We start from the raw sequence: 23,105 nt of genomic DNA, 5'->3' as shown, positions 1-23,105 counted from the left end.
CTGCGGACTCCGTGAAGTTGTCAGGACTCCTCAATTTGGGCCGCGGGTTAAGGGCAAGCCCGAGAAGGGCGGGGAGGACGACGCGATTCTGGGGCTGGGGCGTTGCGCCGACGTACCAGCTGGGAGGTGATCCGGTCATCCGAGCCCGGTGTCGCGTTCGCGCACTGTGCGGGCTATTTCGGCGGGTGCCGGTCCTGGGTGCAGGATACCGAGCCGTTGCGTGGCCCTGGTCAGGGCCACGTACAGGTCATTGCGTCCCCGGGGGGAAGCGCTCAGGATCGCGGCCGGATCGGCGACCAGGACCGAGTCGAATTCGAGTCCTTTGACCTGTTTGACGCCCAGGACCACGATCGGGGCCGTCAGATCGGGGTGCGGGCCGAAGGCGGCGTCGGGGAGGGTGGCCTGGATCGCGGTGGCCAGTTCGGCGGTCCGGTCGTCGGGGACAATCACGGCGAGCCGTCCGTCGCCCAGCAGCGCCGCTTCCTGAGCGGTGTGGTGGGCAAGACGTTCGGGCAGCGCGCGTGCGGAGGTGCTCATCCGCCATGGAGGCATGCCGGTCTCCCGTACGGACTTCGGCGGCGCCATCTCGGGATCGAGACCGGCCAGAAGGTCGGCGGTCGCTGCCATGATCTCGGCGGGGGTGCGGTAGTTGACCGACAGCCGGGCCAGCCGCCACCGGTCGCCGACGTAGGGGTGAAGCACCCGGTCCCAGGACGTGGTTCCGGCCGCGTCCGAGGTCTGGGCCACGTCCCCGACGAGGGTCATCGACCTGCTGGGGCAGCGCCGCATCAGCTGCCGCCAGGCCATCTGGGACAGCTCCTGCGCCTCGTCCACGATCACATGCCCGTAGGTCCAGGTCCGGTCGGCGGCCGCCCGTTCGGCCACCGTGGCCTGCTCGACCTCGTGGTGGCGGTCGGCGAGGCCGCGCGCGTCCAGCAGATCCCCGGCTGCCAGCGTCTCCCGGGCCTCGTCGTCGCCGAACCGCGCGATGTCCAGAACCCCCTGGGCGTACTCGATGTGCCGGGCACGTTCACGTGCCGCTCGCGCCCGGACGGCCCGGTCGTCCACGCCGAGCAGCTCGGCGGCCTCGTCCAGCAGCGGCACGTCGGCCGCGCTCCAGCCGCCCGGCGCCCGGACCAGCGACGCCCGCTCGGGCTCGCTCAGCTGGGGGGCACAGGCGGCCAGCCGGTCCGGGTCGGCGAACAGATCTTCAAGCAGTCGCTGCGGTGTCAGCGCCGGCCACAGCGCGTCGATCTCCGCGCGCACGTCGGGATCCGAGGCCAGTTCTCGACGCAGATCGTCCTCGTCGTCGACGATCTCCCGGGGGAGCACACCCTCCAGGCCCGCGAGGTCGTCCCGCACGGCTCTGTCCACGTCTGCCTCGGCCAGGACATCGGCTATTTCGGCTTCGAGGCGGTCGGCCAGCCTGCGGGTCTGTTCGGCCAGACCACGCGCGAGATGATCGATGATCGCGTCGGCGAATACCGGTCGCGCCCGGTTGTGCGGCAGGCCCGAGGCGCGCGCTCGTGCCGCCGCCTGAGCGCGGGCATCGCGGTCCAAGCGCGACAAGACGCCGGGCGGCGCCTGTCGCTCGCGTACGGCGGCGGCCAGCACCTCGGCCATCACCGCCCGGCCCTTGACCTCCGCCGCCGGCGCGGGCTCCGCGCGGTCCGTGCTGACGCCGGGGAACAGTTCGGCGATGGTGGCGAGCAGCACGCCGGTCTCGCCCAGGCCGGGCAGCACCTGCCCGATGTAGCTGAGGAAGGTGGTGTTCGGTCCGACGACCAGCACGCCCTGGGCGGCCAGCCGGGGACGGTTGTAGAGCAGATACGCGGCGCGATGCAGGGCGACCGCGGTCTTGCCGGTGCCTGGCCCGCCCTGCACCACCAGCACCCCGCGGTGGTCGGACCGGATGATCGCGTCCTGTTCGGCTTGCAGGGTCGCCACGACATCGTGCATCCGCCCGGTCCGCCCGGCGTTCAGCGCCGCCAGCAACGCGGCCTCCCCCGCCAGCGTCTCCGCGCCGGGCGCCCCGCCGCCGTCGAGGACCTCGTCGTCCACGCTCACCACGCGGCGGCCGCGGGTCACGATGTGACGCCGCCGGTGTACGCCCTCCGGGACGGCGGTGGTCGCCACGTAGAACGGCCGGGCGGCGGGCGCTCGCCAGTCCACGAGCAGCGGATCGCCCTCAGGGGACGGCAGCCCGATGCGGCCGATGTAGTGCCGCCCGCCGCCGCTGAGGTCCAGGCGCCCGAAGCACAGGCCGTTCTCCGCCGCGTCGAGCCGCGCGAGTCTGCCGGAGTACTCGCTGAAGGCGGCGTCCCTTTCCGCCCGGGCCTGCGCCGTACCGCCGACGCCCCGCGATATCGCGGCCAGCCGGGCCGCCGTATCCGCGCGAAGTGTGTCGAGTCGCCGGTAGAGCATAGACACGTACGCGTCCTCGCGCCTGATCGGATTCCCGGCTTCCGGGTCTGGCAATGTCACGTTCCGCCCTCTTGTCGCTGGTCTGAGGCCAGTCAAGAGTGCGGCTGGGATTAACGGAAAAACAGTCTTGTTCTTGCGGGTACGCGTCAGCCGCCCTGTATCACCGCAGGTCAGAACAGCAGAACCTGGGTTGCCGGTGACCCGCAGCGCCACCACCATGGCCATGCTGCGGCGGGAGACCAATTGCCTTCGGCGCGGAACGTGGCCGCCGCCCTCGGCATCAACCTGCACACCGTCCTTCGCGGGTACCAGCAGCTACGCGAAGAAGGGCTGGTCGACCTCCGCCGTGGCCGGGCTGCCGTCATCACCGCTGCGGCCGACCAGGTGCGACTCCGGCTGACAGCGGCGGCCGAAGAGTTCGCCAGGGCCGCGCTGCACACCGGAACCTCCGACGAGGAGGCGGTCACCGCGGTCCGGGACGCGCTGCTCACCCTGCGAAACGGCGCCTGATCCTGATTGACCCGGTCCCCTCGTTCACCGTGACCGAGCGGGCTAGATCGAACGGTGCATGCCGCCGTCGACGGTGAAGGTCTCTCCGGTGATGTAACGGGCGGGGCCCGAGGCGAGGAAGACGATGAGGGCGGCGGCCTCCTCGGCTGTCCCGAAACGCCCGGCCGGGATGAGCTGCCGTGCGAAGTCCGCCTGGGCCTCGCGGGTGGGGAAGTGCGCGCGGATCTGCTCGCTGTCGATCCGGCCGGGGGCCACGCAGTTCACGGTGACACGGCGGTCCGCGACCGTGCGCGAGAAGCCCTTGGACCAGAGGACGCATGCCGCGATCGCGGACTGGGCGGCCGAGACCCCGAACGGCTCCAGGATGCCGACCAGGTTCACCACCCGGCCTTGACCGCCCGCCGCCAGCAGGGGCAGGAACTCCTCGGCCAGGCGCCGTTTGGCGTGGAAGTTGAGCTCGAACTGGCTCCGCCAGAGCGCCTCGTCGAGAGTGGCGCCGGCGGGTTCGGCGCGACCGGCGTTGTTGATCAGGATGTCGAGTCGGCCGAGGCGGTCGTTCACCTGGTCGCGCAGGCGCTCAGGGGCGTCCGGGCCGGTGAGGTCGGCCGCCAGGCAGAGGGGACGGAGACGGCCCTCGGCTTCGATCTCCGCCGAGAGGGTCTCCAGGGCATCCAGGCGGCGGGCGACCAGGACGACCTGGGCTCCCTCGGCGGCCAGCAGGCGGGCGGTGGCCTTGCCGATACCGGCGCTCGCGCCCGTGACCAGGGCGCAACGGCCCGCAAGCTCCAGATCCACGAAGCCACGGTAGATCCGGCGGCTCCGGTGAGTCAAGCAAATGCTTGATTTACTACTCGACCTCGGTGGGCGTGCCGTCGGTGAGTTTCAGCAGCTCGTCGTACGTGGTGGAGAAGACGGCGTGCGGGTGACCGGCGGCGGCCCAGATGGTCGGGTGCTTGGCCAGCCACGTGTCCACCAGGGTGCGGACCGGCGCCGGGTGGCCCAGGGGGGCGACGCCGCCGATGGGCTGGCCGGTGTGCTCGCGGACGAACTCCGGGGTGGCGCGGCGGAGCTTGGCGACGCCGATGGTGGTGGCGACCAGGTCGGTGTTGACGCGGTGGGCGCCGCTGGTGAGCACCAGCAGCGGGGCGCCCTCCGCGTTGAAGATCAGGCTGTTGGCGATCGCGCCGACCTCGCAGCCGAGCTGGGCGGCGGCGGTGGCCGCGGTGGGGGCTGATTCGCCGAGCACGACGGGCTCACCGGTTGCGCCCATTTCGCGGAGGATTGCGGCGATATGGGCGATGTTGGGGTGCAACTTTTCACTCATCCGCTAACTCTAAACAGTAAGGAAGGGCAGGAGGCTCGCGTTACGCCCCCATTGCCCCACCAGGGATCAAGTAGCTGTCAAGCGGGATCCAAGTACCTCGTGCGCTACTGTCCTTTGCCAAATGATGGTGAAAATGAGGGGGTTGATGTAGATGAGGGCTCGACGCCGTCATCTCGCCGCCGCGGCGCTGTTATCGGCGGCGGCCGTGGCGCTGACCGGTTGCGCTGTGACGGGTGCTGAGCACGCACGTCCGGCTGCGGTCAGCCTGGACTCTGGAGCGGTCCGATTGGTGTCGGCCTGGGAGCCGGCGCCGTTCATCGCCCCGGGCAAGACGCTCAAGCTGGGCGCGAAGGGGGCGGCGGTCAAGGCGCTCCAGACGCGGCTCAGAGAACTGAAATATCTCCCCGGCAAGATCGACGGCAGGTACGGCGGCGCCACCCAGGCCGCCGTCTGGGCCTTCCAGAAGGTCCAGGGCCTCAAGCCGTCCAGCACGATCACGGCCAGGACGTGGAACGCCCTGGAACAGCCGGTCCAGCCCAAGGTCCTGGTGCCGAACGGCAAGCCCAACCGGGCCGAGGTCAACCTGACCAAGCAGATCATGGTCCTCTATCGAGGCGGCCAGATCCGGCTGATCACCCACATCTCGTCCGGCAGCGGCGTGCCGTACGTCGAGTACGCGATGTGGAACGGCGAGCGCCAGCGGTTCTCCGGCGACGCGCGCACGCCCACCGGGAACTTCAAGACGACCTGGCGGCGCAGCGGCTGGCACAAGTCCTACCTGGGCCAGCTGTACAACCCGATCTTCTTCAACGGCGGCATCGCCTTCCACGGCGCGCTGTCGGTGCCGCTCTACCCGGCCTCCCACGGCTGTGTACGGCTGCCGATGCACGTCGCGGAGATCCTCCCGGGACAGCTGGGCACGGGTGTGCCCGTGCACGTGCGGGGCAAGTTCGCCCGCTGACGCATTTCGACGGCCCCGCATCTGTCCAGGTGCGGGGCCGTTTTCGTGCGCGGAGAGTGCCATTGATCGAACCCCTGTTCGGCGAAGTGCTTGACTTTGACCTTGGTCGAAATTATGTTCGAGGCGTGAGCGTGGGACTCGCGGCCTGCTCTCACCCAAGAGGGGCCTGCGCTCCCCGTCGTCGGCGGAGACGAGTGGGGGCGCGGCCCCGAAGCTTGGGCCGGACGGGGAGAGGGGAAGCTCCTCGTCCGGCCGGTGCAGCGACCTGGAGGAACCGCAGGCGGGAAATGTCGGTGGCGTCTGCGAGTCTGATTCCACCGGCGGAGATCGCCGGAGGCCACCAAGCCCTAGGAGGCTGGCATGACCGGACCGCACAACGGGCCCAGCAGCGGGCCCGGCACCGGGCCCAGCGGGCCCAAGGTGTCGCGGACCGTTCTCGCACACCTGACGGACGCCCGCGCCTGCCTGGCGGACGCGACCCTCGCGACATCCCCGGCGGAACGCTACATCAACGCCCACCTCGCGGCACTCCGCGCGGCCGCGGCGATCCTGGCCGCCCGCCCCCAGCCCATCGACGGCCGCCGCCGGCGGCTGCGCAGCGCCTGGGAGCTCCTGCCTGAGGCCCAGCCCGAACTCTCCCAGTGGGCCGCCTACTTCGCGATCAGCGCCAAGAAACGCGCCGCCGCCGAAGCCGGCCTCATCCACCTCGTCAGCCCCCACGACGCCGACGAACTCATCGCCGAAGCCGAGGGCTTCGTCACCATCATCGAATCCACCCTCGGCGTCGTCACCCAGCAAACCCTCCCCATGGCGGGTTGAAGAGAACACTGGCAGGCGGGCTAAGCCACCATCACCGTTATCCGGATCGCATCGAAAGAGTGGCATGTTCCGGACTACCAGGCGGGCTAAGCCACCACCACCGGCCATAACGCGACGGGCCACGCGCCCGGCCCGGCACTGACCGTTCCCTTCTCACAGGGATGCTCGCCGGTTCCTACCCTTCTTCACGACAACGTCGCCGGGCAGGTGACCGGTTTCGGCATGCCGTGCCGTGGGCGGTCTCCCGGATCGGGACCCGGTCTGCGGCGGGCAGGCGGAGGGGTGGTCCGGTCCAGGGACCGCGCTGCCGTCTGCTCGTGACCATTGGAGGGGAGGGCGACAACGTCTTCCTCGATGGCCGGGATGGAGGAGCTGCCGGGCGCTGGGGGATGTTCGATGATGATCCCTCGGTGGAACGGGTGGAACGGGTGGAACGGGTGGAACGGGTGGAACTGGATGGGGGAACAGGGCGGAACGTGGTGTCACGTCTGAGGAGTGAAAGCAGCCGACTGTGTGACTCGAAAGAGGGCTGGGACACTTCGATGACAGAACCCCGAGTATCCGCATCCAATCTCAAGCGTGGCTTCTTAAGGCGCGGCCTGGTCGCGACCGTGCTGGTCGCCGGCGCGATCGCGCTCGGTGGCGGACCGGCCTACGCGCTTCCGCCGACCCCGGGACATCCGGACGAGGGCGGTGACTTCCTGACGGTACTGACCTTCCACGACGGGCTGGGTGGACCCGCGATCGGCCAGACCTGGTTCGGATGCCCCGGCGTGCCGCAGCAGTCGTGGGGCACGACCACCGGCATCACCACCATCGACTTCCTGTCCTGCACCGCTACCGGGGACCCAAGGATCCCGGACTGGGACGACGAGATCCCCTTCCCGCTGCCTCCGCCGCCGGACCCCGAGCTCCCGCCGGGGGGCCCGCCCGGCTGCACCCTTTGCCAAGAGCCCTAACCCGCGAGCGGTCGTGGCCAGGGGCACGGTCGAACTGGTTGAGCCCGATGCCGATGCGTGTGCTGGGCATGGACGAGACCGGTTCGGCCGGCCCCGGTGGCGCGGCGCGGCCGTGGTCCTCGCGGCGGGCGGCACGCTGGGCGGCCTGGAGCTCGCGCCGCTGAAACTTCGACGACGTGGCCCGACGGGCACCATGGCCGGATCCGCTGGGTGCGGATCCGGTCCGCAGGAAACCTTCTAGGCGAAAGCCCGGTTAGGGTGCCGTCGGGAGCACCTCATACAGCGGGGGCGGCCGCGGCCGATTCGCGACCGCTTGCGAAGAGCCCTAACCCGCGGGCGGGTGTGGCCAGTGGTGCGGTCGGACCGGGTCGAGTTCGAGCTGATGCGCGTGCTGGGCATGAACGAGGCCCGATTCGGCTGGCGCTGGTGGTGAGGTCGGTTAGATGCCGTCGCGTTCGAGAGGGCAGCTCATGCAGCGGGGGCCGCCGCGGCCGCGGCCGAGTTCGCTGCCGCGGATGGTGATGACCTCGATGCCGTGGGAGCGCAGGTAGTTGTTGGTTGTGGTGTTGCGCTCGTAGGCGATGACCACGCCGGGGGCGATGGCCAGGACGTTGCAGCCGTCGTCCCACTGCTCCCGTTCGGCGGCGTGCACGTCCTGGACGGCGGTGAGGACCGTGATGTCGGGCATGTCGAGAGCGCGGGCGATGGCCTGGTGCATGTCCTCGGCGGGGTGGTCGGTGACCTTGAGCTCCCGGTCGGTGGCGCCGGGTTCGATCGTGTACGACGGCAGCATGCCCAGGGCCGCGTACTTGGTGAACACTCCGGCGTCCACGTTGGTCAGCACTGTGTCCAGGTGCATGAACGCCCGCGCCTTCGGCAGGTTCAGCGCCACGATCTTCCGGGCCGAGCCGGCGCGGAACAGCTTCTGGGCGAGCATTTCGACGGCCTGGGGCTGGGTGCGCTCACTCATCCCGACCAGGACCGCGCCCCGCCCGATGACCAGGACGTCGCCACCCTCGATGGTGGCGGGGGCCATCGGGGTGCCCTCGTTCCAGACGTGGAAGGCGGTGCCGTACCCAGGCGCGAACTTGGGGTGGAATTTGTAGATCGCTTCCATGTTGACCGTTTCGCGGCGGCGGGCCTTCTTGCGCATCGCGTTGATCGAGACGCCGTCGTAGATCCAGCACGAGGTGTCCCGGGTGAACAGGTGGTTGGGCAGCGGCGGCAGCACGAAGTCGTCCGGGCCGAGGGTGTGGAACGCCAGCGACTTGGGGTCGCAGCCCAGCTCCATGATCTCCCGCTTGGTGATGCCGCCCGTCAGGTACGGCGCGAGCGCCTTCTCGTCGAGCGCGTCCAGGGCGTCACGGATGGCGTCGGTGGCCAGCGGCCCGAACCAGCGCTCGTCGACGCTGGCGTCCAGGATGTGCTTCCTGGCCTCGGGGATCGTGATCGTCTCCCGGAGCAGGTCCAGCAGCGGGAGCACCGTGACGCCGCGCTCCCGCAGCACCAGCTGGAACTCCTGATGCTCCTCGATGGCGCGCTGCACCCACAGTACGTCGTCGAAGAGCAGGTCATCCTTGTTGCTGGGGGTGAGCCGCTTCAGCGAGAGGTCCGGCGTGTGCACCAGCACCTGGTGGAGCCGCCCCACCTCGGAATCCACCTGAAAAGTCATGATCCCCCCGGCGCGAAGCACATGCGGCAATCGGGACCTGCCCGGCACAAGGGGTCACAAACCGCGAACCCACATTGCCCACGGCGATGGCGGGGGCGGGCGGAGCCCGGGGGAAACGAAGGGAGGGTGGGTGGGAGAGCCGCCCTATTTCGAGGTGGTGACGGTGTAGAGGAGCGCGCAACCGGCCAGGATCACAGCCAGGGCGATGATCGGCCAGGCCTGGGGCCGGGATGGGAGCATCTCGGCGTGCACGGTGCCGGTGCCGTGGCCGGACAGGCGATCGGCCAGGGCCGGATCCTCGGCGCGCACACGGCGTGCGATCTCATCGAGCACGCGTCGCTCGCGCGTAGACAGCCCCATGTCTGCTTCCTCCTAATAAATCTGGTAGAAGGAAGTTTTATCGCCCTTTGCCCTATTTTTCCAAGACGGCAGCGGGTAGATCTTCGGCGGCTCCCTCCAGCGGCCAGGCCGCCGGAGGGACGCGAGCCGAGGGAAGCGGGCGGGTCAGAAGGACTCGACCGCCCGGCGAGCCTCGGCGTCCAGCACACCCCAGCTGATGAACTCCTCGGTCAGCTCCGACGGCGACTTGTCGTAGATGACCGCGAGCGAGCGCAGGTCCTCCTGCCGGATGCTCAGCACCTTGCCGTTGTAGTCCCCGCGCTGCGACTGGATCGTCGCGGCGTAGCGGGCCAGCGGCCCGGCCTTGTCCTTCGGCAACTGGGAAAGCCGCTCCAGGTCGATGACCAGCTTCGGCGTCGGCAGCAGCGGGGAAGGCGCGGCGCCCCCGGGCAACAGCTCCGAGACGGGCACCCCGTAGAAGTCCGCCAGCTCGGCCAGCTTCTGCACCGTGACCGCACGATCCCCACGCTCGTACGATCCGACGACGACGGCCTTCCATCGCCCCCGGGACTTCTCTTCTACCCCATGCAAGGACAGACCCTGTTGGGTGCGGATGGCGCGGAGTCGCGCGCCCAGCGACTTGGCGTAGTCAGACGGCATCGTATGGCCCCCGGCTTTCTATGTCTGTTCTTAGGTTGATTGTGCGTCCTTGTACCGAATGCACTAACCACCGGGGCTGTACCTGGGGGCAGGCACCTTCGGTGACCACTGCGTCGGGTTTTACCCAGGAAGGTCGCGAGTTGTGGTTACGGACAGTGACGGTAAAGCCGTGACCGGGAAAGGTCAAGTCGATTGGGAAAAGATGGCCAAACAGTGCTCTCCCCGACAACCGAGCCATCCTCGGGTTTCGGGCGAGGGTGGTTCGATGCCCGCTGGGGCCTATCGTCCCAGGCCATCGGCGGGAGCCTGGTAGTGTTCTAGCGCCTGACACCCTTTTAAGACCCGTCCTGTGAGGCGGGAAAGGCGGTGATTTTTTCATGTCCGATGCCCAAAATCCCCCGGTTTCTGGGGGGGATCTGGCGCGAGCGGTCCTGGAAGGACCCGACATCCACCGGGCCTTGACCCGGATCGCGCACGAGATCCTGGAGCGCACCAAGGGCGCGCAAAGTGTCGTCCTGCTGGGTATCCCCACCCGTGGCGCGACCCTGGCCCGGCGGCTCGCCGAGCGCGTCGCCCAGTTCGAGGGGCGCAAGGTCCCGGTCGGCGCCGTGGACATCACGATGTACCGCGACGATCTCCGGCTCAAGCCCGCCCGGCCGCTCGGCCACACCGACCTGCCGCCCGGCGGGATCGACGACAAGATCGTGGTCCTGGTGGACGACGTGCTGTTCTCCGGCCGTACCGTACGGGCCGCGCTGGACGCCCTCAACGACCTCGGCCGCCCCCGCGCGGTCCAGCTGGCCACCCTGGTCGATCGCGGTCACCGCGAGCTGCCCATCCGGGCCGACTACGTCGGCAAGAACCTGCCGACCGCCAAGAGCGAGAAGGTCCGGGTCTTCCTGGAGGAGATCGACGGCCGCGACGCGGTGCTGCTGGTCAGGGAGGGGGAGCGGTGAAGCACCTGATCTCCGCGGGCGACCTCGGCCGCGACGACGCCCTGCTCATCCTGGACACCGCCGAGGAGCTGGCCCGGGTCTCCGAGCGCTCCATCAAGAAGCTGCCGACGCTGCGCGGCCGCACGGTGGTGAACCTGTTCTTCGAGGACTCCACCCGCACCCGCATCTCGTTCGAGGCCGCCGCCAAACGCCTGTCCGCCGACGTGATCAACTTCTCGGCGAAGGGCTCCAGCGTCTCCAAGGGCGAGTCGCTCAAGGACACCGCGCTCACCCTGGAGGCCATGGGCGCCGACGCCGTGGTGATCCGGCACAGCGCCTCCGGCGCCCCGCACCGCCTGGCCAACTGGGTCCGCGGCAGCGTGGTCAACGCCGGGGACGGCACCCACGAGCACCCCACCCAGGCCCTGCTGGACGCGTTCAGCATGCGCCGCAGGATGGGCCGCCTGGAGGGCCTCAAGGTGGCCGTGGTCGGCGACATCCTGCACAGCAGGGTGGCCCGCTCCAACGTGCTCCTGCTGGCGTCGCTCGGCGCCGAGGTCACCCTGGTCGCCCCGCCCACCCTCCTCCCGGTCGCCGTGGAGAACTGGCCCTGCCTGGTCTCCTACGACCTGGACGCGGTGCTCCCCAAGTCGGACGTGGTGATGATGCTCCGCGTCCAGCTGGAACGCCAGAACGCCGCCTTCTTCCCGTCCGCCCGCGAGTACAGCCGCCGCTACGGCCTGGACCGCGACCGGTTCGCCAAGCTGCACGACGACGCCATCGTCATGCACCCGGGCCCGATGAACCGCGGCATGGAGATCTCCGCCGAGGTCGCCGACTCGCCGCGCTCGACCATCGTGGAGCAGGTCGCCAACGGCGTGACCGTCCGGATGGCCGTGCTCTACCTGCTGCTCGGCGGCGCGATCGGGGGAGAAGTCCAGTGATCATCAGAAACGCCCGCATCCTCGGCGGCGACCCCGTCGACCTCAGGATCGACAGCGGCCTGATCGCCGAGATCGGCCCCGGCCTCGGCGGCGAGACGGTCTTCGACGCCGACGGGCTGCTCGCCCTGCCCGGACTGGTGGACCTGCACACCCACCTGCGCGAGCCGGGCCGGGAGGACGCCGAGACGGTCGAGACCGGCACCCAGGCCGCCGCCCGCGGCGGCTACACCGCCGTGCACGCGATGGCCAACACCTCCCCGGTGGCCGACACCGCCGGGGTGGTCGAGCAGGTCTGGCGGCTCGGCCAGGAGTACGGCCACTGCGACGTGCAGCCGGTCGGCGCGGTCACCAGCGGCCTGGACGGCAGGCAGCTGGCCGAGCTGGGCGCGATGGCCGACTCGGCGGCCCGGGTCCGGGTCTTCTCCGACGACGGCAAGTGCGTCTCCGACGCGGTGCTGATGCGCCGCGCGCTGGAATACGTCAAGGCGTTCGACGGCGTCGTGGCCCAGCACGCCCAGGAGCCCCGCCTCACCGAGGGCGCCCAGCTGAACGAGGGCGAGGTCTCCGGGCGGCTCGGCCTGGCCGGCTGGCCCGCCGTGGCCGAGGAGGCGATCATCGCGCGGGACTGCCTGCTGGCCGCCCACGTCGGCTCCCGGCTGCACGTCTGCCACGTCTCGACCGCCGGCTCCGTGGAGATCATCCGCTGGGCCAAGTCGAAGGGCTGGGACGTCACCGCCGAGGTCACCCCGCATCACCTGCTGCTCACCGACGCCTGCGCGGAGAAGTCGCCGGTCGGGCCGTACAACCCGATCTACAAGGTGAACCCGCCGCTGCGCACCCGCGACGACGTGCGGGCGCTGCGGGAGGCGCTGGCCGACGGCACGATCGACTGCGTCGCCACCGACCACGCGCCGCACCCGGTCGAGGACAAGGAGACCGAGTGGGCCGCCGCCGCGATGGGCATGATCGGCCTGGAGACGGCGCTGAGCGCGGTGCAGGAGGCCATGGTGGAGACCGGCCTGCTCGACTGGGCGGCGGTGGCCGACCGGATGTCCTCCCGGCCCGCGCGGATCGGCCGGCTGGCCGGGCACGGGCAGCCGGTGGAGGTCGGCTCGGTCGCGAACATCACGCTGTACGACCCGTCCGTCCGCGCGCTGGTGGATCCCGGCGCGATGGCGTCCAAGAGCAGAAACACCCCGTATGAGGGGATGACCCTGCCCGGCCGGGTGGTGGCGACCTTCCTGCGGGGCAGGCCGACCGTTCTGGAAGGGAAACTCGTATGAGTCCTGCGCTCCTGGTCTTGGAAGACGGCAGAGTCTTCGAGGGCGCCCCTTACGGAGCCGTGGGCGAGACGTTCGGCGAGATGGTCTTCAACACCGGCATGACCGGATATCAGGAGACCCTCACCGACCCGTCCTACCACCGGCAGATCGTCGCGATGACCGCGCCGCACATCGGCAACACCGGCGTCAACGAGGAGGACCCCGAGTCCGGCCGCGTCTGGGTGGCCGGCTACGTGGTACGCGAGCCCGCCCGGGTGGCGAGCAACTGGCGCGCCACCACGTCCCTGGAGGACTACCTGCGCCAGCAGGGCGTGGTCGGGATCGCCGTGCGCGGCACCAGGGCGCTCACCCGCCACCTGCGCGAGCGCGGCGCCATGCGGGCCGGGGTCTTCTCCGGCGACGCGCTCGCGCCCGTCGCCGAGCTGGTCGAGCGGGTACGGCGTTCGCCCGCCATGCTCGGCGCCGACCTGTCCGCCGAGGTGAGCGCGATAGAGCCCTACGTCGTCCCGGCCGTGGGGGAGAAGCGGTTCACGGTCGCCGCCGTGGATCTGGGCATCAAGGCGATGACCCCGCAGCGGATGGCCGAACGCGGCTGCGAGGTGCACGTGCTCCCGGCCACCGCGACCGCCGCCGAGATCCTCGCCCTCGACCCCGACGGCGTGTTCTTCTCCAACGGCCCCGGCGACCCCGCCACCGCCGACGGTGCGGTGGCCGCGCTGCGCGGCGTGCTGGCGGCGGGCAAGCCGTTCTTCGGCATCTGCTTCGGCAACCAGATCTTCGGGCGGGCGCTCGGGCTCGGCACGTACAAGCTCAGGTACGGTCACCGCGGCGTCAACCAGCCGGTCCAGGATCGCCGCACCGGCAAGGTGGAGATCTCGGCGCACAACCACGGTTTCGCCGTACAGGCGCCGCTGGACGGGCCTTTCGACACGCCGTACGGGCGGGCCGAGGTGAGTCACGTGAACCTCAACGACGGCTGCGTCGAAGGGCTGCGGCTGCTCGACTATCCGGCGTTCAGCGTGCAGTACCACCCCGAGGCCGCCGCGGGGCCGCACGACGCCGCCTATCTCTTCGACGAGTTCTGTGAGGTCATGGGTGCCTAAGCGGACGGATATCGAGTCGATCATGGTGATCGGCTCCGGGCCGATCGTGATCGGGCAGGCCTGCGAGTTCGACTACTCGGGCACCCAGGCGTGCCGGGTGCTGCGGGCGGAGGGCTTCCGGGTCATCCTGGTCAACAGCAACCCGGCGACGATCATGACGGATCCGGAGTTCGCCGACGCGACCTACGTGGAGCCGATCACCCCCGACATCATCGAGCAGATCATCGCCAAGGAGCGCCCGGACGCGCTGCTGCCCACCCTGGGCGGCCAGACCGCGCTCAACGCGGCCGTCGCGCTGCACGAGTCGGGCGTGCTGGCCAAGTACGAGGTCGAGCTGATCGGCGCCAACTTCGAGGCCATCCAGGCGGGCGAGAACCGGGAGCTGTTCAAGGGCATCGTGGCCAAGGTGGCGGCCGAGCGCGGCCTGAACGCCGAGTCGGCGCGCAGCGTCATCTGCCACACCATGGCCGACTGCCTGGCGGCGGCCGAGGTCCTCGGCTACCCCGTGGTCGTGCGGCCCTCGTTCACGATGGGCGGCGCCGGCTCCGGGTTCGCCCACGACGAGGCGGAACTGCGCCGGATGGCGGGGGCGGGCCTGGACGCGTCGCCGACCACCGAGGTGCTCCTGGAGGAGTCCATCCTCGGCTGGAAGGAGTACGAGCTGGAGGTCATGCGGGACCGGCACGACAACGTGGTCATCGTCTGCTCGATCGAGAACGTGGACCCGATGGGCGTGCACACCGGCGACAGCGTGACCGTGGCGCCGGCGATGACGCTGACCGACCGGGAGTACCAGAACATGCGGGACGTGGCCATCGCGGTCATCCGCGAGGTCGGCGTGGACACCGGCGGCTGCAACATCCAGTTCGCGGTGGACCCGGAAACCGGGCGCATGATCGTGATCGAGATGAACCCCCGGGTGTCGCGATCCAGCGCGCTCGCGTCGAAGGCGACCGGCTTCCCGATCGCCAAGATCGCGGCGAAGCTGGCGATCGGGTACACGCTCGACGAGGTCCCCAACGACATCACCAAGGAGACCCCGGCGTCGTTCGAGCCGTCGCTCGACTACGTGGTCGTCAAGGTGCCGCGGTTCGCGTTCGAGAAGTTCGCGGGGGCCGATCAGACGCTGACCACGCACATGAAATCGGTCGGCGAGGCCATGGCGATCGGTCGCTCGTTCCCGGAAGCCCTCCAGAAGGCCCTGAGATCGCTGGAGAAGAAGGGATCCTCGTTCAGCTGGTCAGGAGGACCTGGAACGAAGCAGGAGCTCCTGGCGGCCTGCCGAACCCCACATGACGGGCGGCTGCGCACGATGCAGCAGGCGATCAGGGCGGGCGCGACCATCGAGGAGCTGTACGACGCGACGAAGATCGACCCCTGGTTCCTCGATCAGCTGATGCTGCTGCACGAGATCGCCACCGGGATCGTCGATCTCGACGAGCCCACCCTGCTGCGCGCCAAGGAGCACGGGTTCAGCGACGTGCAGATCGCCGAGATCCTCGGCATCGACGAGATCCGGGTCCGCGACCTGCGGCACGCGCTCGGGCTGCGGCCGGTCTTCCACACCGTGGACACCTGCGCGGCCGAGTTCGAGGCGCGCACGCCGTACCTCTACTCGACCTACGACGAGGAGAGCGAGGTCCCCGCGGGGGACCGGCCCAAGGTGATCATTCTGGGCAGCGGGCCGAACAGGATCGGGCAGGGCATCGAGTTCGACTACGCGTGCGTGCACGCCTCCTTCGAGCTCAGCCGGGCCGGATTCGAGACCGTCATGGTCAACTGCAACCCGGAGACGGTCTCCACCGACTACGACACCTCCGACCGGCTCTACTTCGAGCCGCTCACCCTGGAGGACGTCCTGGAGGTGGTGCACGCCGAGCTCAAGACCGGGCCGGTGGCCGGGGTGATCGTGCAGCTCGGCGGGCAGACGCCGCTCGGGCTCGCCCAGGCGCTCAAGGACGCGGGCGTGCCCGTCGTGGGCACCTCGCCCGAGTCCATCCACCTGGCCGAGGAGCGCGGCGCGTTCGGCCGGGTGCTGGCCGAGGCCGGGCTGCCCGCGCCCCGGCACGGCACCGCGCTCACCGTCGCCGAAGCCCGCGACATCGCCGGGGAGATCGGCTATCCGGTGCTGGTCCGGCCGTCGTACGTGCTGGGCGGGGCCGGGATGGCCATCGTGTACGACGACGAGACCCTCGCGTCCTACATGTCCAAGGCCGCCACCGACCACCCCGTGCTGATCGACAAGTTCCTCGACGACGCCATCGAGATCGACGTGGACGCGCTCTACGACGGGACCGAGCTCTTCCTCGGCGGCGTCATGGAGCACATCGAGGAGGCCGGCATCCACTCCGGCGACTCGGCGTGCGCGCTGCCGCCGATCACCCTCGGCGGGCACGACATCAAGCGCATCCGCGCGGCCACCGAGGCCATCGCCCGCGGCGTCGGCGTGCGCGGCCTGCTCAACGTGCAGTACGCGCTGGCCGCCAACGTGCTCTACGTGCTGGAGGCCAACCCGCGCGCGAGCCGTACCGTGCCGTTCGTGTCCAAGGCCACGGCGGTGCCGCTGGCCAAGGCGGCGGCCCGGATCATGATGGGCGCCACCGTCGCCGAACTGCGCGCCGAGGGCATGCTCCCGGCCGAGGGCGACGGCGGCACCCTGCCGCTGGACGCGCCCATCGCGGTCAAGGAGGCCGTGCTGCCGTTCGACCGGTTCCGCGGCGTGGACATCGTGCTCGGCCCGGAGATGCGCTCCACCGGCGAGGTGATGGGCATCGACGAGTTCTTCGGCACCGCCTACGCCAAGTCCCAGGCCGCCGCGTACGGCGGGCTGCCCACCACCGGGCGGGCGTTCGTGTCCGTGGCCAACAAGGACAAACGCGCCATGATCTTCCCGGTGAAGGCGCTCGCCGAGCTCGGATTCGAGATCCTGGCCACGGAGGGTACGGCGGAGGTGCTGCGCCGTAACGGCGTCCGTGCCAAGATCGTGCGAAAGCAGAGCGAAGGCGCGGGCCCGGGAGGTGAGCCGACGATCGTGCGGCGCATCCTGGACGGCGAGGTGGATCTCATCGTCAACACCCCGTTCGGCAGCCCCGGCCAGTCCGGGCCGCGGCTGGACGGCTACGAGATCCGCACCGCGGCCGTGCTGCGCGGCATCGCCTGCATCACCACCGTGCAGGGGCTGGCGGCCGCCGTACAGGGCATCCAGCACATCCTCAGAGGGGACGTGGGCGTACGGTCGCTGCAGGAGCACGCGCGGCGGCTGCGAGGCTGAGCCGAGGAGTTTACGAGTGGCCGGGACGCCGGTGCAGGTGACGGGCACGGTGCTGACGACGCGCCGGGTCGACGCGTACCACGCGCTGACCGTCGTCGCGCCGGGCATCGCCGACCGGTTCCGCCCCGGCCACTTCGTCACCGTCGCCGTCGGCGGCCCGCAGACCTCCATGCTGACCCGGCGCGCCTTCGCCGTGCACGACGTGAAGTCCGACTACGGCGGCACGGTGGAGTTCGTCTTCGCCGTGCGCGGCCCCGGCACGGCCTGGCTGGCCGACCGCAAGGCCCGCGACGCGCTCGACATGGTCGGCCCGCTCGGCCGCCCCTTCCCGCTCCCGCGCGACCCCGCCACCTGCCTGCTGGTCGGCGGCGAGTACGGCTCCGCCCCCCTGTTCGCCCTCGCCGACGCGCTGCACCAGCGCAACTGCCGGGTCGACTTCGTGCTCGGCGCGGCCAGCTCCGACCGGGTGTTCGGCGCGCTGCGGGCCCGCCGGATGGGCGAGACCACCACGCTGACCACCCAGGACGGCTCGCTCGGCATGCGCGGCTCGGTCGTGGACGTGCTGCCCGCCGTGATCGCCGACACCCGGGCCGACGTGGTCTACGCGTGCGGCCCGATGCCCATGCTGCGCGGGGTGACCGCCGTCTGCGTGGAGTTCGACATCCCCGTCCAGGTCTCGGTCGAGGAGGCCATGGCCTGCGGGATCGGCGTCTGCATGACCTGCGTGGTGCCGGTGATCGGCGACGACGGCGCGACCCGGATGGTCCGGGTCTGCACCGAGGGGCCGGTCTTCCGGGGCGAGCGGGTGCGCTTCGACGACGTTGGCACGATCCCGTTCGACGCGCTGGGCGCGCCGGGGGGCGATCGTGGCCGTTGACATGCGCGCGTACCTCGCGCACGTCGAGCTGCCCAATCCGATCCTGGCGGCGGCGGGCTGCGCCGGGACCGGCCGGGAGCTGTCGGCCTTCGCGGACGTGACCCGGTTCGGGGCGCTGACCACCCGGTCCATCACGATGGCCCCCAGAGCGGGCCGTCCGACCCCCAGGATGGCCGAGACGCCCTCCGGCATGCTCAACGCCGTCGGGCTGCAGGGACCGGGCGTGGAGGCCTTCCTGGCCCGCGAGCTGCCCTGGCTGGCCGAGCGCGGCGCCAGGACCGTGGTCTCCATCGGCGGCGGCAGCGTGGCCGAGTACACCGCGCTGGCCCGGCGGCTGGCCGACGCGCCGGGCGTCACCGCCGTGGAGATCAACCTGTCCTGCCCCAACGTGGAGGACCGCGGCCGGGTGTTCGCCCGCGACGGCGGCGCGGCGGCCGAGGTCGTCGCCTCGGTGCGCGCCGCGATGCGCTACGACGTGCCGGTGGTAGCCAAGCTCGCCCCGGACGTGGCCGATGTGGTCGCCATCGCCCGCGCCTGCGTGGACGGCGGCGCCGACGCGCTCGCCATGATCAACACGCCGATCGGGATGAGCATCGACGTGGACACCATGCGCCCCGCGCTCGCCGCCGGGACCGGCGGGCTCTCCGGGCCCGCCATCCGGCCGCTGGCGGTCCGCTGCGTCTGGCAGGTGCACGCGGCCTTACCCGGGGTGCCCCTGATCGGCATGGGCGGCGTCACGTCCGGCCGGGACGCCCTTGAGCTCGTCCTGGCGGGCGCCTGCGCGGTCGCCGTGGGCACGACCCTGTTCCATGACCCGTACGCCTGCCCGCGCATCCTGCGGGAGCTCGAGGAACTCCTGCACGAGCGCGGCTTCGACCGGCTGGCCGACGCCGTCGGCCTGGCCCACCGCCCCGCCCACCGAAATGATCTTGAGGAGAGCCCGCTGTGACCCCCGCACCCATCGCCGTCGCCCTGGACGCACCCGACCTGGAGACGGCGGCCCGCTGGGCGAGCCTGGTCACGCCGCACGTCTCGACCGTCAAGGTCGGCCTTGAGCTTTACCTGAGGTACGGCCCGGACGTGCTCGCCACGGTTCGCGGAGCCAGCGGTGTCCGGATTTTTCTGGACTTGAAGCTGCACGACATTCCCAACACCGTCGCCGGGGCCGCGCGCGCGGTCGCCCGGCTCAAGCCCGCCATCCTCACCGTGCACGCCACCGGCGGCCCGGCCATGATCCAGGCGGCGGTGGAGGCCGCCCCGCAGACCCAGATCGCCGCCGTCACCCTGCTCACCTCGCTGTCGGAGGCCGATCTGGCCCGCACCGGCATCCAGGGACCCGCCGGGGACGCGGTCCGGCGGCTGGCCGCCCTCGCGGTCGGCGCCGGGGCCCAGGCGCTCGTCTGCTCCCCCCGCGAGGTCGCCGCGGTGCGCGCCGAGGTCGGCCCCGGCGTCACATTGATCACGCCGGGGGTACGGCCGGCCGGAGCCGACACCCAGGATCAGGCAAGGGTAGCGACTCCCGAGGCCGCCATCGCCGACGGGGCCGATCTTCTCGTCATCGGGCGCCCGATCACCGGTTCTCCGGACCCCGGCGCGGCCGCCGCCGGGATCGCCGCGGCGCTGCGCCGGACGGCCCTTTCGCGGCCCTGAGGCGTTCATCAGGCGAGGCTTGCTTCCGTAGCTGATAGGGCCGTTTTCGTAGACAGTCCGTTAGATCATGACTACGGAGAGTAGTTTATTGGACTTTGTGGGGACAGAAATAGGTCTTGACGTTGCCTGATGGGGCAAAGACCAGCTACTTTCCCATCCCGTCCGAGTACATCGACAGAAATTCGAGGTGACCCGGCGTGGCTCTTCCTCCCCTGACCCCCGAGCAGCGCGCCGCAGCACTTGAGAAGGCTGCCAAGGCCCGCAAGGAGCGTGCTGAGGTCAAGAACCGGCTCAAGCATGGCGCGGTATCTCTGGCCGAGGTGCTGAAGGATGGGCAGACCGACGACGTCATCGGCAAGATGAAGGTCTCGGCTCTGCTGGAGTCGCTCCCTGGCGTGGGCAAGGTCCGCGCCAAGCAGCTGATGGAACGTCTTGGTATCGCCGAGTCCCGCCGCGTGCGGGGCCTCGGCGCGAACCAGCGCGCCTCCCTGGAGCGCGAGTTCGGCGGCGCCGAAGGCTAGGCGTACGCTGTCGGTCATCCTGCGGGAGGCCCTGGCGGAGATTCCGCGTGGGGATTCCCGTTGGGGTGGCCGAGCTCACGACACGGGGGGCATTGAGTGACCGGTTCGTTCTGGCCTGAAAGCGGTCCGGCCCATAAGGCCGCAGCGTCCGGCGGGCCCTGGACAGGTTGCCAAGAAGCCGCAGAAAGCCCCGGCGGTTTTCAGGCCGGGGATGAATGCGGTCCTCGTCAGGGCTGTCCCAGTGAACCTGGGACAGCCCAAGCGCAGAGCGTGTATAGTGCTGTGCGTCCGAAAGGGTCTACCGCCGGACTGGCGGGATGTGATGCCTGTGGAGACCATGTAAGACCGGGTGAGGCAACTCCGATCCCGGCGAGCGTCACTGAAGCAGGAAAACTCACCCGCGAGGGTGGGAATCCCCGGCCTTCGGCCCGGGGCGGAGGTCAAGGTGACTCCATGCCTCAAACCCGCCTGACGGTCCTGTCCGGACCGTCCGGTGTGGGCAAGTCCACGGTCGTCGCCGAACTCCGGCGGGCACACCCGCAGGTGTGGCTGTCGGTCTCGGTGACCACCAGGAAGCCCCGCCCGGGCGAGACCCACGGCGTCGAGTATTTCTTCGCCGACGACGCCGAGTTCGACCGCCTGATCGCCGCCGGCGAGCTGCTGGAATGGGCGGAGTTCGCGGGCAACCGCTACGGCACCCCCCGGGCCGCCGTGCTCGACCGCCTCGCCACCGCCACGCCCACCCTCCTGGAGATCGACCTCCAGGGCGCCCGCCAGGTCCGGGGCAGCATGCCCGACGCCCTCCTGGTCTTCCTCGCTCCCCCCTCCTGGGAGGAACTCGAACGCCGCCTCCGCGGCCGCGGCACCGAACCCCCCGACGTCATCGCCCGCCGCCTCGAAGCCGGCCTCGTCGAGATGGCCGCCGAGAAGGAGTTCGACGTGACGCTGGTCAACACATCGGTCCAGGACGTGTGCCAGGCACTGATAGCCTTGATGGCTGAAGCTGACAACTAGCTAGGGGACTCCACGACGTGACCACCAGCGCGGCCTACTCCGAAGGCATCACCAACCCGTCCATCGACGCGCTCCTCGACGTGGTCGACAGCAAGTACAGCCTGGTCATCATGGGCGCCAAGCGGGCCCGCCAGATCAACGCCTACTACAGCCAGCTCGGCGAGGGCCTGCTGGAGTACGTGGGCCCGCTGGTCGAGACCCACGCCCAGGAGAAGCCGCTGTCCATCGCGCTGCGCGAGGTCAGCGAAGGTCTGCTGACCTCGGAGCCCATCGAGGGCTGAGTCAGCTTTCATCCTGGCCGGTGAGCAGTCCGGCGGCGCGCATGGCGTCGGTGAGCGGCGCGAGCGTGCCTCCGCCGGGGTCCGCAGGTGACAGCGGGCCGGTGGCCGCGCTGTAGGCGACCGGCAGCGGCGTGTGCGTGCCCCACGGCGCGACTCCCACGGCCACCGCCGCGTCGGGTATCCCGGCGCCGGTCAAGCGCGGATCCAGGTGCGGGAGCGGACGGCAGGACGCCTTGATCACCTCGAAGAGCCGATCCACCCGAGTGCTGTCCCTGGTGATCTGCGGCCGTCCGGATTCCGGGCGGAACATCGGATGGTGCGCGAGCACCAGCGCCGCGACCGCCGCCACATGCGCCGCCGCCGTCGCGGTGCCGCTGAGCGGGCCGTAACTGGTGGGCGGCAGGCCCGAGATGATCGCCACCCCGGGCGCGCTGCAGTCCAGCCCCGGTCCGCCGTTGCTGAACCGGGCGGGGAAGAGACCTTCCGGGCTGGGCGCCGCGGCCAGCTGGGTGATCTCGGCGCTGTCGGCGGGGAACGTGCCGAGTTGCCCGATCGCGCCCACGGACAGCACGCCCGGCAGCGCCGCGGGGTGGTGGATCGGGCCCGCGGCGTCACCGGCGGCGGCCACGCAGGCGACACCGCTGCGCCGCGCTTCGTCTATCTTGGCGGCCACCAGCGCGGACGGCTCCGGGATCGCGCAGGCGATCAGCGCGACATCGATCTGCTGCTCGACGCAGAAGTCGAGCGCCTCGATCAGATCGGCGGCCCACCCGCCCGGCGTGACCCGGCACACGTGCACCTCGGCGTCCGGCGCCAAGCCCACCACCCCGGTCCCGTCGTCGCGGCCCGCGATCAGCACCGCGTGGTGGGTACCGGTCCCGATGTGGTCCTCCTGCCAGCTCTTGTCGTCCTGGCCGACGATGTCGCGGCCCGCGGGGATCCGCTCGGTGAGATCCGGATGTCCGGCCGCCACGCCAGAGTCGATCAGCGCGATCCGGGTGGCATGTCCTCGGTAGCTCGGCGGCAGCCGGTCGAAGCCCATGACCCGTCGCCCCCACGAGTCGAGCGGGCGGTCGGGGAAGTCCGGGTGCGTTGTGGTGATCCGCGGGCAGACGGTCAGGTTCGCCTCGTTGACCAGCAGCTCCGGGCGGGGCACCCGGACCGGCCAGCAGCCGCGCGCGGGGTGGACGATCAGGGCCGTCGCGGTGGTCATCGCCTCCAGCGGCACTCTCGCCTCGGCGCGGCCGCTCGCGTCGGTGAACACGGTCGTGGGGAACGCGGCGCCGATCAGGCTGACCGCCGCGCCCTCGATCGGGCGGCCCGCGTCGTCGGCCACCTCGAAGGCGATCTCAGCGCCTAGCGCCGGTGCGGCCGGGGCGGGGACGGCGCGATCAGCAGGGCGCGGGGACGGAACCACGAGGATGGCGGGGGCGGGCGGAGCCCGCGGGTAAGCAACGGGCGGGGTGGGGAGCCGCGGTGCTGTGCGGTCGCTTCCTCTGGGTGTTCACGGGGGATGGCGGGGGCGGGCGGAGCCCGAGGGTAAGTAGAGGGCTGGGTG

General features: G+C 70.6%; 22 protein-coding genes. 15 read left to right on the top strand and 7 right to left on the bottom strand.

From position 1 onward, the window contains the following. Positions 1-135: 135 nt before the first annotated feature. Positions 136-2,484: an AAA family ATPase gene (locus ABGB08_RS46420; protein WP_347604285.1), complete on the bottom strand. Its 2,349-nt coding sequence runs from the start codon at positions 2,482-2,484 to the stop codon at positions 136-138. 99 nt (positions 2,485-2,583) lie between these two features. On the opposite strand from ABGB08_RS46420, the gene ABGB08_RS46415 reads away from it, so the two are divergent. Further along, positions 2,584-2,934 (top strand): GntR family transcriptional regulator, encoded by a 351-nt coding sequence (locus ABGB08_RS46415; RefSeq protein ID WP_347604320.1) that lies wholly within the window; start codon positions 2,584-2,586, stop codon positions 2,932-2,934. A 42-nt stretch (positions 2,935-2,976) separates the two neighbouring features. On the opposite strand, the gene ABGB08_RS46410 is transcribed toward ABGB08_RS46415, so the two are convergent. After that, the gene (locus ABGB08_RS46410) at positions 2,977-3,729 is read right to left on the bottom strand and encodes an SDR family oxidoreductase (protein WP_347604283.1); all 753 of its coding nucleotides are present in this window, start codon (positions 3,727-3,729) and stop codon (positions 2,977-2,979) included. 52 nt (positions 3,730-3,781) lie between these two features. Further along, a complete protein-coding gene (locus ABGB08_RS46405) occupies positions 3,782-4,258 on the bottom strand; it encodes a YbaK/EbsC family protein (protein ID WP_347604281.1) in 477 nt (158 codons plus the stop codon). A gap of 151 nt (positions 4,259-4,409) precedes the next feature. On the opposite strand from ABGB08_RS46405, the gene ABGB08_RS46400 reads away from it, so the two are divergent. From ABGB08_RS46400 to ABGB08_RS46390, 3 genes are all read left to right on the top strand, one after another. After that, complete coding sequence (locus ABGB08_RS46400) at positions 4,410-5,219, top strand: L,D-transpeptidase family protein (RefSeq protein WP_347604279.1); 810 nt, start codon at positions 4,410-4,412, stop codon at positions 5,217-5,219. Between the two features lie 360 nt (positions 5,220-5,579). Next, on the top strand, positions 5,580-6,038 hold the full coding sequence (locus tag ABGB08_RS46395; protein WP_347604277.1) for an SAV_6107 family HEPN domain-containing protein: 459 nt from the start codon (positions 5,580-5,582) through the stop codon (positions 6,036-6,038). A gap of 542 nt (positions 6,039-6,580) precedes the next feature. After that, complete coding sequence (locus ABGB08_RS46390; RefSeq protein ID WP_347604275.1) at positions 6,581-6,997, top strand: hypothetical protein; 417 nt, start codon at positions 6,581-6,583, stop codon at positions 6,995-6,997. 439 nt (positions 6,998-7,436) lie between these two features. Here the strand turns inward: ABGB08_RS46390 and ABGB08_RS46385 are convergent, their stop codons facing one another. From ABGB08_RS46385 to ABGB08_RS46375, 3 genes are all read right to left on the bottom strand, one after another. Further along, positions 7,437-8,669 carry an arginine deiminase gene (locus tag ABGB08_RS46385; protein WP_347604273.1) on the bottom strand — a complete coding sequence of 411 codons (1,233 nt, stop codon included), beginning with the start codon at positions 8,667-8,669 and terminating at the stop codon, positions 7,437-7,439. Between the two features lie 144 nt (positions 8,670-8,813). Next, positions 8,814-9,029, bottom strand: a complete 216-nt coding sequence (locus ABGB08_RS46380; RefSeq protein WP_155356149.1) for a DUF3040 domain-containing protein — start codon at positions 9,027-9,029, stop codon at positions 8,814-8,816. 144 nt (positions 9,030-9,173) lie between these two features. Next, entirely contained in the window at positions 9,174-9,668 is a 495-nt protein-coding gene (locus ABGB08_RS46375; RefSeq protein ID WP_155352052.1) for a transcriptional regulator, read from the bottom strand. Positions 9,669-10,045: 377 nt separating this feature from the next. Between ABGB08_RS46375 and pyrR the strand changes: the two genes are divergently transcribed. The 11 genes from pyrR (at position 10,046) to rpoZ (ending at position 21,547) form a co-directional block, all read left to right on the top strand. Next, positions 10,046-10,624 (top strand): bifunctional pyr operon transcriptional regulator/uracil phosphoribosyltransferase PyrR, encoded by a 579-nt coding sequence (gene pyrR / locus ABGB08_RS46370; protein ID WP_347604270.1) that lies wholly within the window; start codon positions 10,046-10,048, stop codon positions 10,622-10,624. Next, positions 10,621-11,547, top strand: coding sequence for an aspartate carbamoyltransferase catalytic subunit (locus ABGB08_RS46365; protein ID WP_347604268.1), 927 nt, complete (start codon positions 10,621-10,623; stop codon positions 11,545-11,547). Before pyrR ends, ABGB08_RS46365 begins: the two co-directional genes overlap by 4 nt. After that, positions 11,544-12,830: a dihydroorotase gene (locus tag ABGB08_RS46360; protein ID WP_155356152.1), complete on the top strand. Its 1,287-nt coding sequence runs from the start codon at positions 11,544-11,546 to the stop codon at positions 12,828-12,830. The genes ABGB08_RS46365 and ABGB08_RS46360 overlap by 4 nt, the downstream gene beginning before the upstream one ends. Beyond that, a complete protein-coding gene (gene carA / locus ABGB08_RS46355) occupies positions 12,827-13,933 on the top strand; it encodes a glutamine-hydrolyzing carbamoyl-phosphate synthase small subunit (protein ID WP_347604265.1) in 1,107 nt (368 codons plus the stop codon). Before ABGB08_RS46360 ends, carA begins: the two co-directional genes overlap by 4 nt. Beyond that, positions 13,926-17,204, top strand: coding sequence for a carbamoyl-phosphate synthase large subunit (carB, locus tag ABGB08_RS46350; protein ID WP_347604264.1), 3,279 nt, complete (start codon positions 13,926-13,928; stop codon positions 17,202-17,204). Before carA ends, carB begins: the two co-directional genes overlap by 8 nt. A gap of 16 nt (positions 17,205-17,220) precedes the next feature. Then, a complete protein-coding gene (locus ABGB08_RS46345; RefSeq protein WP_347604262.1) occupies positions 17,221-18,081 on the top strand; it encodes a dihydroorotate dehydrogenase electron transfer subunit in 861 nt (286 codons plus the stop codon). Beyond that, on the top strand, positions 18,071-19,030 hold the full coding sequence (locus ABGB08_RS46340) for a dihydroorotate dehydrogenase (RefSeq protein WP_347604260.1): 960 nt from the start codon (positions 18,071-18,073) through the stop codon (positions 19,028-19,030). Before ABGB08_RS46345 ends, ABGB08_RS46340 begins: the two co-directional genes overlap by 11 nt. Continuing rightward, the gene (gene pyrF, locus ABGB08_RS46335) at positions 19,027-19,731 is read left to right on the top strand and encodes an orotidine-5'-phosphate decarboxylase (RefSeq protein WP_155352059.1); all 705 of its coding nucleotides are present in this window, start codon (positions 19,027-19,029) and stop codon (positions 19,729-19,731) included. The genes ABGB08_RS46340 and pyrF overlap by 4 nt, the downstream gene beginning before the upstream one ends. Before the next feature lie 197 nt (positions 19,732-19,928). Then, positions 19,929-20,252 carry an integration host factor, actinobacterial type gene (gene mihF / locus ABGB08_RS46330; RefSeq protein WP_155335391.1) on the top strand — a complete coding sequence of 108 codons (324 nt, stop codon included), beginning with the start codon at positions 19,929-19,931 and terminating at the stop codon, positions 20,250-20,252. 453 nt (positions 20,253-20,705) lie between these two features. Then, positions 20,706-21,266 carry a guanylate kinase gene (gmk, locus tag ABGB08_RS46325; protein WP_347604256.1) on the top strand — a complete coding sequence of 187 codons (561 nt, stop codon included), beginning with the start codon at positions 20,706-20,708 and terminating at the stop codon, positions 21,264-21,266. Positions 21,267-21,283: 17 nt separating this feature from the next. Further along, positions 21,284-21,547: a DNA-directed RNA polymerase subunit omega gene (rpoZ, locus tag ABGB08_RS46320; protein ID WP_155335393.1), complete on the top strand. Its 264-nt coding sequence runs from the start codon at positions 21,284-21,286 to the stop codon at positions 21,545-21,547. A gap of 1 nt (position 21,548) precedes the next feature. Here rpoZ and ABGB08_RS46315 read toward each other — a convergent pair whose 3' ends face one another. Then, a complete protein-coding gene (locus tag ABGB08_RS46315; RefSeq protein ID WP_347604254.1) occupies positions 21,549-22,964 on the bottom strand; it encodes a S8 family serine peptidase in 1,416 nt (471 codons plus the stop codon). Positions 22,965-23,105: the final 141 nt, after the last annotated feature.

The sequence above is a fragment of the Acrocarpospora sp. B8E8 genome, from assembly GCF_039871605.1.
GTDB lineage: Bacteria > Actinomycetota > Actinomycetes > Streptosporangiales > Streptosporangiaceae > Acrocarpospora > Acrocarpospora macrocephala.
The sequence above is the reverse complement of the archived record's forward strand: the minus strand, read 5'-3'. Positions and strand labels throughout refer to the sequence as shown.

Coding starts and splice junctions, on each gene's coding strand:
- carA (WP_347604265.1), top strand. CDS start 12,827: ATGAGTCCTGCGCTCCTGGTCTTGGAAGACGGCAGAGTCTTCGAGGGC.
- ABGB08_RS46390 (WP_347604275.1), top strand. CDS start 6,581: ATGACAGAACCCCGAGTATCCGCATCCAATCTCAAGCGTGGCTTCTTA.
- ABGB08_RS46385 (WP_347604273.1), bottom strand. CDS start 8,669: ATGACTTTTCAGGTGGATTCCGAGGTGGGGCGGCTCCACCAGGTGCTG.
- ABGB08_RS46400 (WP_347604279.1), top strand. CDS start 4,410: ATGAGGGCTCGACGCCGTCATCTCGCCGCCGCGGCGCTGTTATCGGCG.
- ABGB08_RS46380 (WP_155356149.1), bottom strand. CDS start 9,029: ATGGGGCTGTCTACGCGCGAGCGACGCGTGCTCGATGAGATCGCACGC.
- ABGB08_RS46395 (WP_347604277.1), top strand. CDS start 5,580: ATGACCGGACCGCACAACGGGCCCAGCAGCGGGCCCGGCACCGGGCCC.
- gmk (WP_347604256.1), top strand. CDS start 20,706: ATGCCTCAAACCCGCCTGACGGTCCTGTCCGGACCGTCCGGTGTGGGC.
- pyrR (WP_347604270.1), top strand. CDS start 10,046: ATGTCCGATGCCCAAAATCCCCCGGTTTCTGGGGGGGATCTGGCGCGA.
- ABGB08_RS46375 (WP_155352052.1), bottom strand. CDS start 9,668: ATGCCGTCTGACTACGCCAAGTCGCTGGGCGCGCGACTCCGCGCCATC.
- ABGB08_RS46405 (WP_347604281.1), bottom strand. CDS start 4,258: ATGAGTGAAAAGTTGCACCCCAACATCGCCCATATCGCCGCAATCCTC.